We start from the raw sequence: 16,319 nt of genomic DNA, 5'->3' as shown, positions 1-16,319 counted from the left end.
GGCAGGGCGATCAGCGCAGCGGACCGGGTGCCACACGGTGTGGCCCCGACACGTCCCTCGCAAGGAGAACGGCATGGCCACGGGAACCGTCAAGTGGTTCAACGCTGAGAAGGGCTTCGGCTTCATCGCCCAGGAGGGCGGCGGCCCCGACGTCTTCGTCCACTACTCCGCCATCAACGCGAGCGGCTTCCGCTCGCTGGAGGAGAACCAGGCGGTGAACTTTGACGTCACCCAGGGCCCGAAGGGCCCGCAGGCGGAGAACGTCACCCCCATCTGACATCCTCTGATGTTCTGATCGCTCGGGACCCCAGCGGGTCCGTCGACGGCTCCCGACAGCCGTCACCATGAGCACAAGAGCAACACCCAAGGGGGCCCGCCCGACCGGCGGGCCCCCTGCCTTTTCCCCCGGTCTTCTCCCCTCGCCTTCCCCCGGCCTTTCTCCGGCCTTTCTCCCGGTCTTCTCCCCGCCGCACGCCCCGGGAAGCAGCACCGCGCCCGCGCCCCCCACGGCACGCACAAGGGCCCGCCCCCGCACCGGGGAACGGTGCGGAGGCGGGCCCTTGTCGCCGAGCCGGCCGGGATCAGGCGGCCACCGGGGCCGCCTTGTCCGCCTGCGCCGGGACGACGGCCGACGGCGCGTCCTCGTACAGGTCGCCGGAGGGGCGGTTGTAGGCGGCGACGTCGAGGATCTTCTCCCGCGAGGCCACCAGGACCGGCACCAGCACCTGGCCCGCGACGTTGGTCGCGGTGCGCATCATGTCGAGGATCGGGTCGATGGCGAGCAGCAGGCCGACGCCCTCCAGGGGCAGGCCCAGGGTGGAGAGGGTGAGCGTCAGCATGATGATCGCGCCGGTGAGGCCCGCGGTGGCGGCCGAGCCGACGACCGAGACGAAGGCGATCAGCAGGTAGTCCCGGATACCGAGGTCGATGTTGTAGACCTGGGCGACGAAGATCGCGGCGATCGCCGGGTAGATCGAGGCGCAGCCGTCCATCTTGGTGGTGGCGCCGAACGGCACGGAGAAGGACGCGTACTCGCTGGGGACGCCGAGGCGCTCGGTGACGCGGCGGGTGACCGGCAGGGTGCCGACCGAGGAGCGCGAGACGAAGGCCAGCTGGATGGCGGGCCAGGCGCCCTTGAAGAAGTTGACCGGGTTCAGGCCGGCGGCGAACTTCAGCAGCAGCGAGTAGACGACGAAGAGCACCAGCGCGCAGCCGACGTAGATGTCGAGGGTCAGCGTGGCGAAGGGCTTGAGCAGGTCCCAGCCGTACTTGGCGACGGACTTGCCGATCAGGCCGAGGGTGCCGAGCGGGGAGAGCCGGATGACCCACCACAGGGCGGTCTGGGTCAGCTCCAGGACGGACTCGCTGAGCTTGAGGACCGGCTCGGCCTTGCTGCCGAGCTTGATGATCGCCGCGCCGACCACGACCGCCATGAAGACGATCTGCAGCACGTTCACCTTGGCGAAGGCGTCGACGATGTTGGTCGGGAAGATCCCGGTCAGGAAGTCGATCCAGGAGCCCTTGGAGTCGAGCGCCTTGAGGCCGTCGGTCTTGAGGTTGGTGCCCTGGCCGGGGTTGGTCAGCAGGCCCAGGCCCAGGCCGACGGCCACCGCGATCAGCGACGTGATCATGAACCAGAGCAGCGTGCGGGTGGCCAGGCGGGCCGCGTTGGTGACGTTGCGCAGGTTGGCGACGCTCACCACGATCGCGGTGAACACCAGCGGCGGGACGGCCAGCTTGAGCAGCTGGACGAAGATCTTGCCGATGGTCTCCAGGGTGGTGGCCAGCCAGGAGATGTCGGCGGCGCGGGCCAGGTAGCCCAGGCCGACGCCGAGCAGCAGGCCGCCGACGATCTGGACCCAGAACGGGGTCTTGCGGATTCTCGCGAGCACGGACGGCGACGGGGTCGCCTCGGGCGCTGTGGACATGACGGTGCGGCTCCGGGGGAGGGCGTTGCTTCGACGGTGGGGGTGTGGCGGAGGAGGCGGCACGGCGCGCGGGCCGGGCGGGGATGTCCCGGCCCCCGGTCAGGGGCGTGCCGCCGGGATACAGCTCATGGCGCGACAACGGCGCGGGCTGTCCACAGCACCGGTCAGAGCGCACGGGCGGGCGGCGCCGGGCAGCGAGCCCTGGCCGTGCTTCCGCGATGCGTCTGAGGTGGTCATGGCCGACACATTAGCAGGAAAGGTTTGAGATCTTCAAAGTAGTTGTTTGAGGTTGAGGTGAGATCCGGACACGAACGAAGCTGACGCACCATCAGATCGCCCCCGTCGGCCCGATTGACCGCTGAGCGGTTATACGTATAACTTTGACGGCGTCCCCGCCCTCGCCTGCCCAGACCGGAGAAGACGCCCGATGGGCTACCTCGCCCTGCTCCGCGCCCCCCATGTCAGCCGCCTGCTCCTCGGCACCCTGCTCGGCCGACTGCCCGCCGGCATGACCGCCCTGGTGATCGCCCTCGCCCTGCGCGAGGCCGGCGCGCCGTACGGGCGGATCGGACTGGCCACCGCCGCCTACGCGATCTCCGCCGCCGTCGGCGGGCCGGTGCTCGGGCGGATCGTGGACCGCACCGGGCAGCCCCGCGTCCTGCTCGCCTCCGCCGTGCTCGCCGGCGGCGGGTACGCGCTGCTCGCCCTCGCCCCCGGCTCCGGGATCGCCGCCCCGCTCGGCGCCGCGATCGCCGGGCTCGCCATGCCCCCGCTCGAACCCTGCCTGCGCTCGCTCTGGCCGGACGTGGTGGAGGAGGAGCAGCTCGACACCGCCTACGCCTTCGACTCCGCCTCCCAGCAGATCCTCTACGTGGCCGGCCCGCTGGCCGTCGCCGGGATCGCCGGCCTGTTCAGCCCGGTCGCCGCGCTCTGGATGGCCGCCGGCCTGGGGCTGGCCGGCGCGCTGATCGTGGCCACCACCGCCCCGGCCCGGGCCTGGCGCGCCCCGGCCCGCGCACACTCCGCCGGGCTGCTCGGACCGCTGCGCTCCCCCGGCCTGGTGCTGCTGCTGGTCGGACTGGCCGGGGCCGGCTGGGCGGTCGGCGCGCAGAACGTGCTGTTCATCGCCTACGCCGAGCACCACGCCAACGCCCTGCCCGGCGGCGCGGGCACCCTGCTGGCGCTGGCGGCGCTCGGCGGCCTGCTCGGCGCGCTCGCCTACGGCGCGGTGAAGTGGCGCAGCAGCACGGCCACCCGCACCTGGGTCATGGCGCTCGCGATGGCCGCGTCCTACCTGCCGCTGGTGCTGCTGCCCGGGCCGTACCCGATGGCCGCGCTGGCCTTCCTCTCCGGGATCGGGCTGGCGCCGCTGCTGGCCGCGGCGTTCGTGCTGGTCGCCGAGCTGGCGCCGACCGGGACGGTCACCGAGGCGTTCGCCTGGCTGGTGACGCTGTTCGCGACGGGCAACTCGCTCGGCTACGCGGTGTCCGGCAACCTGGCCGAGGACTCGCTGCGGCCGGTGGCGCTGTGCGCGGCGGGCGGGATCGCGCTCGGCGCCCTGCTGCTGTTCGGCGCCCGCCGCTGGTTCCACCCGGCGCCGTCGGTGCGGCCGGTGCGGCCGGTGCCGGTGGGCTGAGGCCCCCCACAGACGACCGCGCCCACCGGGGTCTGGCCGGCGGGCGCGGTCTTTCGTTCTCCCCTACTCCTGCCTACGGCTGCGCGCCCGCCCCGGCCCGCCGACCGCCGGCGCGGTGGAGGAGCGCAGCACCAGCGAGGTGGCCAGCGGCGGGACGGGCGCCGCCCGCTCGCCGCGCAGCAGGCCCGCCAGCGCCGCCGCGCCGACCCGGCCCAGCTCCTCGCCGGGCAGGTCGACGGTGGTCAGCGGCGGGGCCAGCAGCGCGGCCACCGCGACGTTGTCCATGCCGACCACCGACAGGTCGGCCGGCACCCTCAGCCCCAGCTCGGCGGCGGCCTGGTACACCCCGGAGGCGACCACGTCGTCGTCGCAGATCACCGCGCGCGGGCGGTCCGGGCGCTCCAGCAGGCGGTGCGCCACGCTCCGCGCGGCCGGCTGGCCCTCGTTCAGGCTCACACCCAACTCCACGACTTCCAGGTCGAGTTCGGCGGCGACCTGCTCGAACGCGGCCTGCCGCACCCGGAACGTGTAGGCGGAGTGGGTGGAGCGCAACCGCCCGATCCGGCGGTGGCCGAGCCCGGCCAGGTGCTCGACGGCGGCGCGCATCCCGCCCGCCACGTCGAGTTCGACGGTCGGCCGGGCCCGGTCGGTGCCCGGGTCGGCGTCGAGGAAGACGGCGGGGGTGTCGGCGGGCAGCTCGCCGAGCTGGCTGTCGTCCGGGGAGCAGATCAGCAGGCCGTCGAAGCGGCTGGTGGTGGCGGCCTCGGCGAGGGTGGCACTCCCCCAGCCGGAGCTGACCACGACCGCCAGGCCGTGCCGGCCGGCCTCCTCGTGGACGCCCTCCAGCACCCGGCCGAAGAACGGGCCGAGGATGTTCGGCACCGCCAGGAGGATCATCCCGCTCCGGCCGAGCCGCAGCTGCCGGCCGGCCGCCTGCGGGCGGTAGCCGAGGCTGCGGGCGGCCTCCCGGACCCGCTCCCGGGTGGCGTCGGAGACCCGGCGGCCGGCCTCGGCGCCGGAGAAGACCAGCGAGACGGTGGCCTGGGAGACCCCGGCGAGCCTGGCCACGTCCCGGCCGGTGGGCCGACGCACCGGGGCCGGCCAGGTCCCGGCCTCCCCCTCGACGGCCGAGCCGGGCGGCGCGGCCGACCCGGGCGACGCCGACGGCCCAGGCGGCGGGTCGGCCGGTCCGGGCTCGGAAGTCGCGGAAGCGGAAGCGGGGTCGGGGTCGGAAGCGGAGGCGTCCGGGGCGGTGGAGTCGGGCACGGCGGCTGCGGCTGCGGGTCCGGCCGGGGTCAGCTCTGCCGGACGGCGGCCGTCCGGGCCGCCTCGTCGGCGGCGTCCTCCTCGGCGTTCTGCGCGGCGATCCGCTCGGCGGTACGGCTGCGCAGGCCGGAGACCTTGGTGGTGATCTGGGCGGACATGTCGTCGCGCTGACGGCTCAGCAGCACGTAGCTGAGCGGCGCGGACGCGATCGCGGCCAGCAGGAACAGGAAGATCACGCCGGCCTGGCCGCTGACCGGGATGATCTTGAAGTGCCCGAGCAGCAGGGCGACCAGCAGGCAGCCGAGGAAGATGCTGACCCGCAGGGAGGTGTAGCGGAGCGTGGCGTGCGACTTCTCCTGGCCGGTGCTGCTCACGGGACACGTCCTTTTCACTGGTCTGGGCGGGGGCCGGTCTCCCAGTGAAGCATGCCTGACGGGCGGCGCGGGGAAGGGGGCGCCCGTCCCCCGCCCGCCGCCGCCCGGCCGTCCTGCGGATCAGCGCAGGTCGAGCCACATGGTGATCTCGTCGCGGTCGTCCCCGGGGGCGACCCGGACCGCGTCCGGCACCCGGCCGACCTCCCGGTAGCCGCAGCGGGTGTAGAAGCGCTCCAGGCCCTGGCCGCCGCGCGCGGTCAGCCGCAGGCTCTCCAGGCCCCACCCCCGGGCGGTCCGCTCGGCCTCGGCGAGCAGCCGGACGCCGTAGCCGCGGCCCTGGCAGTCGGGGTGCACCATGACCCGCTTGAGCATCCGCCAGTGCTCCATCAGGTCGAAGCGCATCGACTCGAAGAAGAGGACACCGACCAGCCGGCCGGTGTCACTCTCGTGGGCGACCAGCAGCCGGTCCGGGCCGTCCGGTGCGACCCCGGCGAACTGGTGGTCGGCGGTGTCCCAGACCTCGTCCTCCGTCACCGGCGCCACGAAGCCGACCGCGCCGCCGGCGTTGGTGACGTCGACCCACAGCCGGACGACGGCGGTGCGCAGGTCCGGGTCGAGCTTCGGGTCCAGGGTGAAGATGAGCGCCATGGCTGCGGAGCCTAACCGTCGGGTCCGACAGGCCCCGACCCGCCCCGGGAGCCCGCTCTAGGAGAGGGCCGGGGCGAGCCGGTCCGGCCGGCTGGTGCGCAGCGCCAGGCAGAGTCCGACGGCGACCACGCACAGGGCGCCGGCGCCGTACCAGGTGAGGTCGTAGTTCCCGAGCGCGTCGCGGGCCAGGCCCGCCAGCCCGGCGACGACGGCCGCGCCGATCTGGTGGCTGGCCAGCACCCAGCCGAAGACGATCGGGGCGTCCCCGCCGAAGTGCCGGCGGCACAGCGCCACGGTCGGCGGCACGGTGGCCACCCAGTCCAGGCCGTAGAAGATGACGAAGGCCAGGATCGGCGGTTCCAGCGAGCCGGCGAGCAGCTGCGGCAGCAGGAGCAGCGAGATCCCGCGCAGCCCGTAGTAGGTGACCAGCAGGATCCGGGAGTCGACCCGGTCGGTGAGCCAGCCGCTGAAGATGGTGCCGATCACGTCGAAGACGCCGATCATGGCTAGCAGGCCGGCCGCGGTGGTCACCGGCATGCCGTGGTCGTGGGCGGCCGGGATGAAGTGGGTGCCGACCAGGCCGGCGGTGGTGGCGCCGCAGATCGCGAAGGAACCGGACAGCAGCCAGAACGCCCGGCTTCGGGCGGCGTCCCGCAGCACCCGCAGCGAGCGGGTCAGGGCGCGGCCGTCGGCGGCGGGCGCCGGGGTCTCCTCGGTCGCTCCGTACGGGAGCAGGCCGAGGTCGGCGGGCCGCTCGCGCATCAGCAGCAGGACGGGGACGGCGACGGCGCTGGCCGCGAGCGAGACCACGATCACCGCCGAGCGCCAGCCGTGGTGCTCGACCAGCCAGGCGCCGACCGGCAGGAAGACCAGGTTTCCCGCTGCCCCGGCGGCGGTCAGCACGCCGGTGACCAGGCCCTGGCGTGCCTGGAACCAGCGGCCGGTGATGGTGGTGGCGAAGGCGCCGGCCATCGAGCCGCTGCCCAGGCCCACCAGCACGCCCCAGCAGAGCACCAGTTGCCAGGGCTCGCGCATCAGCATGGTGAGCCCGGAGCCGACCGAGATGGTCAGCAGCGCGCAGACCACCACCAGGCGCACGCCGAAACGGTCCATCAGGGCGGCGGCGAAGGGGGCGGTGAGGCCGTAGAGGGTCAGGTTGACGGAGGTGGCGCTGGATATCGTCCCGAGCGACCAGCCGAACTCGTTGTGCAGGGCGTCCATCATCAGGCTGGGCGTGGACCGGAAGCCGGCCGAGCCGAGCAGGACCAGCAGCGAGACACCGGCCACCACCCAGGCGTAGTGCACCCGGAAGCGGGCCGGGCGGGCGGGGCGGGCGGGTCCTTCGGGGGCGGGCGCGGGGGCGGGGGCGAAGGCGTTGCGTTCGGTCACGCGGACGAGTGTCCCGAAGCGGCGCGGCCGCGACGAGTGGCCTGAATGACAGCTTTCGCAAGAATCGGGCCACGGTTCCGGCGTACCCTGGCCCGGACCGGCCGGACCAGCCCGGCCCGACCAGCCGCCCGGCCCGACCGGCCCGGGCGGCCCGGGCGGCCCGGGCGGCCGCACCACCGAAGGGGAACGGCATGGCCCACCTGGTCGCGGTACTCGCCCTCGACGGCGTGATCGCCTTCGAACTCGGCATCCCCGCCCGTATCTTCGGCGGCGCCAAGGACCCGGCCGAACGGCCGCTCTACGAAGTCGCCACCTGCACGCTGGACGGCCGGCCGGTCGCCACCAGCGCGGACTTCCGGATCAGCGTCGACCACGGGCCGGAACTGCTGGAGCGGGCCGACACGGTGGTGATCCCGGCCTCCGCCGACGCGAGCACGGCCACCGTCGACGCCGCCTTCACCCCCGAACTGGCCGCCGCACTGCGCCGGATCCGGCCCGGCACACGACTGATGTCGATCTGCACCGGCTCCTTCCTGCTGGCCGCCGCCGGACTGCTGGACGGCCGCCCGGCCACCACCCACTGGCGCTACACCCGGCGCTTCGCCGAGCTGTACCCGAAGGTGCGGCTGGACCCGGACGTGCTCTACACCGACGACGGCGACCTCCTCACCTCCGGCGGGGTGGCCGCCGGGGTGGACCTGTGCCTGCACGTGGTCCGCCGCGACCACGGCAGCGCGGTGGCCAACGCGGTGGCCCGCAGCTGCCTGGTCCCGCCGTGGCGCGAGGGCGGCCAGAAGCAGTACGTCGAGGCCCCGAGCCCGGTGGACTCCACCGGCCACGGCACCGCCGCCGTCCGCGCGTGGGCACTGGAACACCTGGACCAGCCGCTGGCGCTGCGCCAACTCGCCGACCGGGCGGGCATGAGCGTGCGGACCTTCACCCGGCGCTTCCGCGAGGAGACCGGCGCCAGCCCCGGGAAGTGGCTCACCGTGCAGCGCACCGAGCGGGCCCGGCAACTGCTGGAGCGCACCGACCTGACCATCGACCAGGTCGCCCGGGAGTCCGGTTTCGGCACCGCCGCCTCGCTCCGGCTGCAACTGCGCGACCGGCTGGACGTCGCCCCGAGCGCCTACCGGCGCACCTTCCGCACCGTCCCCGGGTGACCCCGGGTGGCTTCGGGTGCCCTGGGCGGCTCTCGGCCGAGTGGCCGAAAAGCGCCGCCGGATGACGGCGGGTCGGATGGCAGCCGGCCGCGTGCACCCCGAGCACGGCGCGGCCGGCTGCCATCCAATCGCGACGCACGGGCCCTGAACCCGCGCCGCGCCCTCCGCACTCGCCAAGGAGCGCCCGCGACCGGCGGTCCACGGCCCCCCTGCTGGCGTGGTCCCCCTGGACAACAGCACCGCGGCGGCGTTCGGGCGTCCCCTCGGCGTCCCCTCACTGACGGAGAGCCGCACCCAAGCGTGATCAGTCGGATACGTCACGTCAATGGGTAGTCCGAAATTCGGAATGGTTGCGTCAACTTTCGGCCGGTGATCTCCGCCGGCGATCACCGGCAGGACCGGCAGGACCGGCAGGACCGGCAGCGAACCGAGCAGGCCCCGGGCTGCCGCTGCCGCTACTGCGCCAGCGCCGCCCAGTCCACGCCCGCCAGCGGGTCCGCCGGCCGGGCGTCCGCACCGATCTCGCACCACACCCGCTTGCCCGAGCCGTCCGGGAACCAGCCCCAGCGCTCGCAGAGCAGCTCGACCAGCTCCAGGCCGCGCCCGTTGGTGGCGTTCTCGTCCGCCCCGGCGTGCCGGGGGGCGGGGGCCGTCCGGCTCGCGTCGGCGACCTCCACCCGCAGCGGGCCGGCCGGCTCGCCGCCCGCCTGGTCCTCCTCCACCGGCAGACAGAGCCGCAGCACCGCCGGACACCCGGTGTGCACCACGGCGTTGGTCACCAGCTCGGAGACCACCAGCACCACCGTCTCGGCGACCGGCGCGTCCGGGTCCACCCCGTGGTTCAGCAGCCGCGAGCGCACCCACCGACGGGCCCGCCCGACCTCGGCGGGGTCCGCCCGCACCGCCAGCTGTACCTGAAGAACCTGCACCGCTCCACCACCCGCACTCGCAGTTCGGCCATCGTCCCGATCGGGCCGGATCGTCCAGCCGGCGAACCCTCGCACATCGCCCGGTGCCACCCGGGCCCTCGGCCGGGCTCCCGCCCGGCGCTCACCCGACCTGTCCCGTCCGGGCCGACTCGTCCGTCGCGCACTGGCCGCGACTCGATTACGCCTCAGGATGAGTGGGCGGACGGGCCTCGGCAAGCGCTTCGGGCATATTCCAGCGATCGGGGGACAGCGCAGTGCATACTGTCCCGTTCACTCTCGCGAGCCTCGTTCCGGCACTCGTCCGGCCCGGGCCGACCCGCCGGTCCCGCAGTGGCGAACCTACCTCCGGACGCCCCGCGCACCCGGCCCGCCACTCGCGAACCACCCGTGCGACATATGTCCAACGGCCTTCGAACAGCGGCCTCCCGGACCGTCCCGCGCACGGGCCGCCGGTACGGGCGAGAACCGGGCGACACCCGGGCGACGACCCGGATGGGGACCCGGCTGACGACCCGGGCGACGATCCGCAGGCCCGGGTTCCGTTCTTCTGGGAATGCTCCCGCCGCCGACCGGCCGCAAGATACCGTTGGGTACGCCAGCGAAACCCGGGCAGGAGGGTGGTTCCCGATGGCCACCCCCGACCGCGCGCCGCGCTGGGACGAGCAGCTCCAACGCCGCCTCGCCCGCGGCGAGGAGACCGCGCTCGGCGAGATCTACGACCAGCTCGCGCCGATGGTGCACGGACTGGCCGGGCGGATACTCGCCGACCAGGCCGCCGCCGCCCAGCTCACCCGGGAGATATTCGCCCACGTCTGGGAGCACCCCGAGGACTTCGACCCCGCCCAGGGCTCGCTGCGCTCCTGGCTCGGCGCGCTCACCCACCGCCGCGCGGTCGACCGGCTGCGGGCGCGGCGGGCCGCCGAGCGGGTACCGGGCGGCCCGGGCAGCGGACTTGACGGACCGGGCGGCAGCGAGGGCGCGGCCGAGGCGGAGATCCGCGCCGTGGCCACCGCCGCGCGCATGCAGTACGTGGTGGACTCCCTGCCCCAACCCCTGCGTGAGACCATCGCGGTGACGTACTACGACGGCCGCACCTACCAGGAGACGGCCCGGCTGCTCGGCATCAGCGAGCAGGCCGCCAAGCAGCGGATGCGGCTCGGCCTGGAACTGCTGGCCACCGAACTGGCCGAGGAGCGCGCCCGCCACGACGAACGGCACGGCCGCGAGGACGACCGGGAAGACACGGACGACGCGGGCGACAGGGACGACGGGGACAGGGACGCATGAGCGAGCGGAGCGAGCCCACCACCGAGGAGCGGCACGACGCCCTGCGCTCGCTGCTCGGCGCCTGGGCCCTCGGCGCCTGCCCGAGCCATGACGCCGCCGAGCTGGAACGGCACCTGCGCACCTGCCCGGAGTGCGCCGAGGAGGCCGCCCGGCTGCGCGAGGCGGCGGGCTGGCTCTCCCTGGACGAGCCGCTCGACCAGCCCAACTCGCTGCGCCAGCAGGTGCTCGACTGGTGCCTGGCCCGCCGCCCGGCCGAACTGCCCGTCCCCGCCTGGGGCATGCCGTACACCGCGGAGACGGCCAAGCTCGACGCGCTGCTGCGCGACCTCGGCCCGGAGGAGTGGCAGGAGGTGGCCGACCTGCCGTGGCACGGCGGCACCGGGCGGCTGCGCCCGGCCGAGGTGCTGTGCCACCTCGCCGCCGTGGACGGCTATCTGGCGCTCGCCCTCGGCCTGCCCGACCCGGTGCCGGCCGGCCCGGGCGCCGCACCGGCCCCGGCCGCCCGGCGGGTGCCGCCGCAGGAGCCGGCCGCGCGGCCGCCGGCGCTCCGGCTCCCGCCCCTGCTCCCGCCCCGGGTCCCGCCGCAGGGCGGGCCGTACGCCGGGATCGCCGAGCGCACCGCCCGGCTGGTCGCCGACCAGGCCGGTCTCCCGCCGCAGTCGGCGCGGGAGCGGTGGCGGCGGCAGACCCACGACCTGGTGCGCACCGCCGCGCTCGCCCCGCAGGGCAACACCCCCGTCGACTACGGCTTCGCCGTGCTGCCGCTGCGCGACGCCTTCGTGGACCGCGCCTTCGAGTGCTACGTGCACGGCGAGGACGTGGCCCGCGCGGTCGCCTACCCGTACGACCCGCCGGCACCCCAGCACCTGCGGCAGATGGTGGACCTGGCGGTCCGGATGGTCCCGCGGGCACTGGCCGAGCTGCGGGCCGCCCGCGCCACCCGTCCCGAGCCCGCCGGGGCACCGGCCCTCCCGCCCGTGGCGGACCAGGGTCAGGGCCGGGGCCGGCGGCTGCGGCTGGTGATCGACGGCCCGGCGGCCGGCGAGTGGCTGATACCGCTGGACGGACCGGAGTCGGGGCCGCCCAGCGGCGAGCCGGTGGCCTCGATGGTGCTGGACGGCCTGGAGCTCTGCCACCTGGCCGCCGCGCACCGCGATCCGGACCGGCTGCCGGTCGGCGAGCACGGCGACCGGGCCGCGATCCGCGAGGTGCTGCACGCCCTGCCGCTGCTGTCGCGGCCGTAAGCGGCCACAGCCGCCGCAACGGCCGCTGCCGCCCCGGCCTCGCTACGCGAAGACCACCGTGCGGGTGCCGTTCAGCAGCACCCGGTGCTCGCTGTGCCACTTCACCGCACGGGCCAGCGCCTGGCACTCGACGTCCCGGCCGAGCGCGACCAGCTGGTCCGGGGTGACGTCGTGGGTCACCCGGGCCACCTCCTGCTCGATGATCGGGCCCTCGTCGAGGTCGGCGGTGACGTAGTGCGCGGTGGCGCCGATCAGCTTCACGCCCCGGGCGTGCGCCTGGTGGTAGGGCTTGGCGCCCTTGAAGCTCGGCAGGAAGGAGTGGTGGATGTTGATCACCCGGCCGGACAGCGCGGTGCACAGCTGGTCCGAGAGCACCTGCATGTAGCGGGCCAGCACGACCAGCTCGACGTCCTCCTTGGCGACCAGGTCCAGCAGCTGCTGCTCGGCGTCGGCCTTGGTGTCCCGGGTGACCGGGATGTGGTGGAACGGGACGCCGTAGCTCTCGGTCAGGTCGCGCAGGTCGGTGTGGTTGGACACCACCGCGGCGATCTCCACCGGCAGGGCGCCGATCCGGGTGCGGTAGAGCAGGTCGTTCAGGCAGTGCCCGAACTTGCTGACCATGAGGACGATCCGCATCCGCTGCTCGGTCGGGTGGATCTGCCAGTCCATCCCGAACGAGGCCCCGATCGCCGCGAAGCTGGCCCGCAGCTTGTCGGCGGTGACCGGCTCGGCGGCGGAGAAGTGCACCCGCATGAAGAACAGCCCGCTGTCCCCGTCGCCGAACTGCTGGCTGTCGATGATGTTGCAGCCGGTCATGAAGAGGTAGCTGGAGACGGCGTGGACGATGCCCTGCTTGTCGGGACAGGACAGCGTGAGGACGTACTGGGCGCTGGCCGGCTGCTGGTCCACTGGGGGTATCCCGTCCTGAGGTCGTGGCGTTCGTGGGTGGTCCAGCGTGTCACATCCTGGACAGTCGCCGCCCCGCTGCCCGTACTGCGGGACGGCACTGCTCAGCGGCCCGACCAGGCGCCCGCCCAGGCACCCGACCAGGTACCCGGCCGGCGGCCCCGCCGTGGCCCCGTGGCCCCGGGCTCAGACCCGGGTGAGGATGCGCAGCACGTCCAGCGACTTGGGCGCCGCGTACGGGTCGTCCCCGTCGTTCACCGCCAGCGCGACGTGCGCCTCGCGCGCGGCCCGGACCGCCTCCGGCCAGCCGGGGTGGCCGAAGTAGGCGGAGGCGTGGGCGTCCGCGCCGACCTCGTGCAGCAGCTGGACCACGCGCAGCACCGCGACGTCGACCAGGGCGGCCTCGGCGGAGTCGCGGAAGATCGTGCCCACGTACTTCTCGGCCGACCAGTGGTCCAGCCAGGTGTCCTCGACCAGCCGGTAGACGGCGTCGGTCACGTCGCCGTACCCCTCCCGGCCGTTCAGCCAGGTCTCCTGCTGGAAACCGGGGTCGGACAACATGTGCAGCGCCGAGCGCAGTCGGGCTCGCCAGCGCCACCAGGGCAGGTCGTTGAGCGGCATGCCGTTCATCGTGCTGGAGCGGTGGCCCGGACGAGAAGTGTTTCGGGCAGACCGATGCGAAGAATCTGTGCTGGCGGACATGGAGAACGATCGTACGTTCCCTGTCCGTTCGTACTCCACTCCCGATCTACACGCGTACCCCGCCTGATTTCAGCTCCCGTTACCCGACCGTTCGTACTTCGGCCCTCTCGGCGTGTGGCGCCGGGGCTTGGCTTGCTCCGGTGCGCCGGATGGCGCCCCAGAGAGGGAAGACCGATGACCAGCCGAAGGGACCCGCTCCGACCCCGGCACCAGTTCGCGCGGCGCCGCCGCCGCCCGATCGCCGCGGCCGCCACCGCCGCGGCCCTGCTCCCCACCCTCTTCTCGGCCTCCGCGTGCGGCGGACCGGCCGATGCCTCCACCAACGGCGGCGACCTCACCGTGATGACCTGGTCCCCGTCCGGCACCGGCTCCGCCGACCGGCCCGGCATGACCGCGCTCGCCGAGGCGATCGGCCGGGACGTCAACCTCAAGGGCGGACTGAACGGCCGCCGGCTGCAGGTGCTCACCTGCAACGAGCACAACACCTCCGAAGGCGCCAAGGCCTGCGCCCAGCGGGCGGTGGACGCCAAGGCGGTCGCCGTGATCGGCTCCTACAGCCAGTACGGCTTCGACTTCATGCCCGTCCTGGAGCGCGCCGGCATCCCCCTGATCGGCGGCTACGGGCTCTCCCAGCCCGAGTTCAGCAGCCCGCTCTCGTACCCGGTGGACGGCGGCATGCCCGCGCTGATCGGCGGCAGCGGCCGTCAGCTGGTCGAGGCCGGCTGCAAGGCCGTCGCGCTGGTCCGCCCGGACACCCCGTCCGGCGACAACCTGCTCGGCTACCTGGCCAACGCGCTCAAGCCGGCCGGCATCAAGCTGCTCGACGTCAAGGCGCCCGAGCAGTCCACCGACTACACGGCGGTGGCCCGCAAGGCGATCGGCAAGGACGAACCGGCGAACTGCGTCACCAGCGCCCTCGCCGCCGAGCCGACCGGCAACCTGCTGGACTCCTACCGTCGGCTGAACCCGAGGAACACCCGGTTCGCCTCGGTGATCGGCAGTGTGCAGCAATCGGTGGTCGACTCCACCGGCGGCGACTCCGGCCCGCTGGCCGGCACCTACGTCACCAGCTGGTACCCGCCGGAGTCGGCGAAGGTCTGGGACGGGCTGCGCGCGGTGGTGCGCGCCGACACCACCGGCGGCCACAGCATCGACGTCTCCGATCCCGGCGTGCAGACCACCTGGGTCGCGTACGAGGTGTTCCGGCTGGTCGCCGAGAAGGTCACGGCGTCCGGGCGGCAGGTCACCGAGAAGACCGTCACCGGGCTGCTGGACAGCGGCGAGGGCATCGACGTCGGCCTCACCCCGCCGCTGAACTGGGGCACTCCCAACATGCTGCCCAGCACCGAGTCCCCGCGGCTGGTGAACACCTGGGTCACCTACCAGGTGGTCAAGGGCGGCCGGATGACCCTGCAGCAGCCGGGCTTCGTGGACATCCGCTGGGTGCTCACCGGGGGCCGCCCGCCGGCGTGACGCCGGAACGGCGCAGGACGGGCGGCGCAGCACGGACGACAGGGGGACGGACGACGAAGGGGCGGGCCGGCGGGCCCGTTCCCCCGTCCGTCCTACAGGTCGCCGTCGCTGCGGCTGGGCAGGCCGGTCTGGGTGGCGATCGCGTTCCACAGGGTCGAGGCCTGCTTCTTCGCGGTGGTCGCCGTGCCGCTGGCCTGGACGGCGTTCTTGTAGTGCTGGTTGTCCAGCTTCTTGGGGTCGCAGGCGCCGGGCGCCTGGGAGTCCCCGGCCCAGGCCGCGTACTCGTCGTCGGCCTGGGCGGAGGCGGTCCACGCCGCGTTGAGCTGCTCGACCAGCTGCTGGCCGCCGGGCAGCTTGTCGGCCTTCAGCTGGCCCAGCTTGGTCTGGAGTTCGCGCCGCTTGCCGGCCGCGCCGGTGAGCGCCTGCTGCGACTCGGGCAGCTTGTCGCACTTCTGCACCGCGGCGACCGCGCCGACCACCGCCGAACGGCTGTCGCTCGCGGTGCCGAGCAGGTCCGACAGCGGCTGCGCCTGGGCCTTGACCGCCGGGTCGACGGTGGTGCCCGAGCTGCTCGCGCTCGCCGTGCCGGGGGTGGCGCTGCCGGTGGCGGCCACCGGGAGGGTCTTCTTGGCGTCGGCGGCGGGGGTGGTGTCGTCCCCGTTCAGCAGGACGGCGACCAGGATGCCGGCCACCGCGAAGCCGGCCACCACCCCACCGATGATCAGCTTGTTGGACGGGCGGCCGCCACGGGCGGCCGGAGCCTGCGCGCCCGCCTGGGTGGTGTCGAAGCCCTGCCCGTGGTCCTGGGCGTAGCCCTGCCCCGGCCCGTAGCCCTGGCCGTAGTTCTGCCCGTAGTCCTGACCGGGGTAGGCCGGCGCCGGCTGCGGCTGCCCGGCCTGCGAGTAGCCCTGGTAGCCGCCCGGGCCGGGCTGCTGCGGGTAGCCGGCCTGGGACTGGCCCGTGGGGTAGCCGCCCGCGTACGGGTCCGCGCCCGGGTACGGCGGGAGGTGCTGCGTCTCCGGCGCCGGCTCGTGCTGCGGGACGCCGTAACCGGGCTGCGGAGCACCGGCCCACGGGGCGGGCTGGGCCGGCATCGCCTGGGTCGGCCGCGCGTGCCCGCCCTCGCCGAGGTACTCCGGCTGCCCGGACGGCTGCCCCACCGGCGGCACGCCCGTCTGCCCCTGCGGGTGGCCCTGAGGCTGGCCCGGCACGCCCTGCGGCTGACCCGGCGCACCGCCCTGGGTCTGGCCGGGCTCGGGGCGGAACAGGTCGTCCAGGTTGAAGTCACCCGAGTTGGGGTACGAGCGGCGCTGGCTCAACGCGATTCCTCACCTGTGCACGACCGCGCGCTGACGGCGGACCACATCTCGTCGG

General features: G+C 74.2%; 15 protein-coding genes. 6 read left to right on the top strand and 9 right to left on the bottom strand.

Translation table 11 applies throughout. The annotated features are described in order from the left end of the window. Positions 1-73 precede the first annotated feature (73 nt). Complete coding sequence (locus ABT015_RS07125; RefSeq protein WP_052580872.1) at positions 74-277, top strand: cold-shock protein; 204 nt, start codon at positions 74-76, stop codon at positions 275-277. 304 nt (positions 278-581) lie between these two features. Here ABT015_RS07125 and ABT015_RS07120 read toward each other — a convergent pair whose 3' ends face one another. Beyond that, complete coding sequence (locus tag ABT015_RS07120; protein ID WP_063348158.1) at positions 582-1,928, bottom strand: dicarboxylate/amino acid:cation symporter; 1,347 nt, start codon at positions 1,926-1,928, stop codon at positions 582-584. A 427-nt stretch (positions 1,929-2,355) separates the two neighbouring features. On the opposite strand from ABT015_RS07120, the gene ABT015_RS07115 reads away from it, so the two are divergent. Continuing rightward, positions 2,356-3,564 carry an MFS transporter gene (locus ABT015_RS07115; protein ID WP_350877596.1) on the top strand — a complete coding sequence of 403 codons (1,209 nt, stop codon included), beginning with the start codon at positions 2,356-2,358 and terminating at the stop codon, positions 3,562-3,564. A gap of 63 nt (positions 3,565-3,627) precedes the next feature. On the opposite strand, the gene ABT015_RS07110 is transcribed toward ABT015_RS07115, so the two are convergent. From ABT015_RS07110 to ABT015_RS07095, 4 genes are all read right to left on the bottom strand, one after another. Further along, positions 3,628-4,632 (bottom strand): LacI family DNA-binding transcriptional regulator, encoded by a 1,005-nt coding sequence (locus tag ABT015_RS07110; RefSeq protein ID WP_350877595.1) that lies wholly within the window; start codon positions 4,630-4,632, stop codon positions 3,628-3,630. A 227-nt stretch (positions 4,633-4,859) separates the two neighbouring features. Next, complete coding sequence (locus ABT015_RS07105; RefSeq protein WP_350877594.1) at positions 4,860-5,204, bottom strand: DUF4229 domain-containing protein; 345 nt, start codon at positions 5,202-5,204, stop codon at positions 4,860-4,862. A 120-nt stretch (positions 5,205-5,324) separates the two neighbouring features. After that, complete coding sequence (locus ABT015_RS07100) at positions 5,325-5,852, bottom strand: GNAT family N-acetyltransferase (RefSeq protein WP_350877593.1); 528 nt, start codon at positions 5,850-5,852, stop codon at positions 5,325-5,327. Positions 5,853-5,909: 57 nt separating this feature from the next. Next, positions 5,910-7,241: an MFS transporter gene (locus ABT015_RS07095; protein ID WP_402451306.1), complete on the bottom strand. Its 1,332-nt coding sequence runs from the start codon at positions 7,239-7,241 to the stop codon at positions 5,910-5,912. Positions 7,242-7,432: 191 nt separating this feature from the next. On the opposite strand from ABT015_RS07095, the gene ABT015_RS07090 reads away from it, so the two are divergent. Beyond that, the gene (locus ABT015_RS07090; protein ID WP_350877592.1) at positions 7,433-8,404 is read left to right on the top strand and encodes a GlxA family transcriptional regulator; all 972 of its coding nucleotides are present in this window, start codon (positions 7,433-7,435) and stop codon (positions 8,402-8,404) included. Positions 8,405-8,859: 455 nt separating this feature from the next. On the opposite strand, the gene ABT015_RS07085 is transcribed toward ABT015_RS07090, so the two are convergent. Then, entirely contained in the window at positions 8,860-9,333 is a 474-nt protein-coding gene (locus ABT015_RS07085; RefSeq protein WP_350877591.1) for an ATP-binding protein, read from the bottom strand. A 627-nt stretch (positions 9,334-9,960) separates the two neighbouring features. Here ABT015_RS07085 and ABT015_RS07080 point away from each other — a divergent pair. Both ABT015_RS07080 and ABT015_RS07075 read left to right on the top strand, forming a co-directional pair. Continuing rightward, positions 9,961-10,620: an RNA polymerase sigma factor gene (locus ABT015_RS07080; RefSeq protein WP_350877590.1), complete on the top strand. Its 660-nt coding sequence runs from the start codon at positions 9,961-9,963 to the stop codon at positions 10,618-10,620. Beyond that, on the top strand, positions 10,617-11,864 hold the full coding sequence (locus tag ABT015_RS07075; RefSeq protein ID WP_350877588.1) for a zf-HC2 domain-containing protein: 1,248 nt from the start codon (positions 10,617-10,619) through the stop codon (positions 11,862-11,864). Before ABT015_RS07080 ends, ABT015_RS07075 begins: the two co-directional genes overlap by 4 nt. Before the next feature lie 42 nt (positions 11,865-11,906). On the opposite strand, the gene purU is transcribed toward ABT015_RS07075, so the two are convergent. Continuing rightward, complete coding sequence (gene purU, locus ABT015_RS07070; RefSeq protein WP_371517487.1) at positions 11,907-12,773, bottom strand: formyltetrahydrofolate deformylase; 867 nt, start codon at positions 12,771-12,773, stop codon at positions 11,907-11,909. Between the two features lie 183 nt (positions 12,774-12,956). After that, positions 12,957-13,391: an SCO4402 family protein gene (locus ABT015_RS07065; RefSeq protein WP_350877586.1), complete on the bottom strand. Its 435-nt coding sequence runs from the start codon at positions 13,389-13,391 to the stop codon at positions 12,957-12,959. A 255-nt stretch (positions 13,392-13,646) separates the two neighbouring features. Here ABT015_RS07065 and ABT015_RS07060 point away from each other — a divergent pair, with 255 nt between their 5' ends. Continuing rightward, positions 13,647-14,945, top strand: coding sequence for an ABC transporter substrate-binding protein (locus tag ABT015_RS07060; RefSeq protein WP_350877584.1), 1,299 nt, complete (start codon positions 13,647-13,649; stop codon positions 14,943-14,945). Positions 14,946-15,037: 92 nt separating this feature from the next. On the opposite strand, the gene ABT015_RS07055 is transcribed toward ABT015_RS07060, so the two are convergent. Beyond that, complete coding sequence (locus ABT015_RS07055; RefSeq protein WP_350877582.1) at positions 15,038-16,264, bottom strand: hypothetical protein; 1,227 nt, start codon at positions 16,262-16,264, stop codon at positions 15,038-15,040. Between the last annotated feature and the right edge of the window lie 55 nt (positions 16,265-16,319).

Source organism: Kitasatospora sp. NPDC094016 (genome assembly GCF_040304045.1).
Lineage (GTDB): Bacteria > Actinomycetota > Actinomycetes > Streptomycetales > Streptomycetaceae > Kitasatospora.
The sequence above is the reverse complement of the archived record's forward strand: the minus strand, read 5'-3'. Positions and strand labels throughout refer to the sequence as shown.

Coding starts and splice junctions, on each gene's coding strand:
- ABT015_RS07060 (WP_350877584.1), top strand. CDS start 13,647: ATGACCAGCCGAAGGGACCCGCTCCGACCCCGGCACCAGTTCGCGCGG.
- ABT015_RS07115 (WP_350877596.1), top strand. CDS start 2,356: ATGGGCTACCTCGCCCTGCTCCGCGCCCCCCATGTCAGCCGCCTGCTC.
- ABT015_RS07100 (WP_350877593.1), bottom strand. CDS start 5,852: ATGGCGCTCATCTTCACCCTGGACCCGAAGCTCGACCCGGACCTGCGC.
- ABT015_RS07075 (WP_350877588.1), top strand. CDS start 10,617: ATGAGCGAGCGGAGCGAGCCCACCACCGAGGAGCGGCACGACGCCCTG.
- ABT015_RS07080 (WP_350877590.1), top strand. CDS start 9,961: ATGGCCACCCCCGACCGCGCGCCGCGCTGGGACGAGCAGCTCCAACGC.
- ABT015_RS07125 (WP_052580872.1), top strand. CDS start 74: ATGGCCACGGGAACCGTCAAGTGGTTCAACGCTGAGAAGGGCTTCGGC.
- ABT015_RS07090 (WP_350877592.1), top strand. CDS start 7,433: ATGGCCCACCTGGTCGCGGTACTCGCCCTCGACGGCGTGATCGCCTTC.
- ABT015_RS07120 (WP_063348158.1), bottom strand. CDS start 1,928: ATGTCCACAGCGCCCGAGGCGACCCCGTCGCCGTCCGTGCTCGCGAGA.
- ABT015_RS07065 (WP_350877586.1), bottom strand. CDS start 13,391: ATGCCGCTCAACGACCTGCCCTGGTGGCGCTGGCGAGCCCGACTGCGC.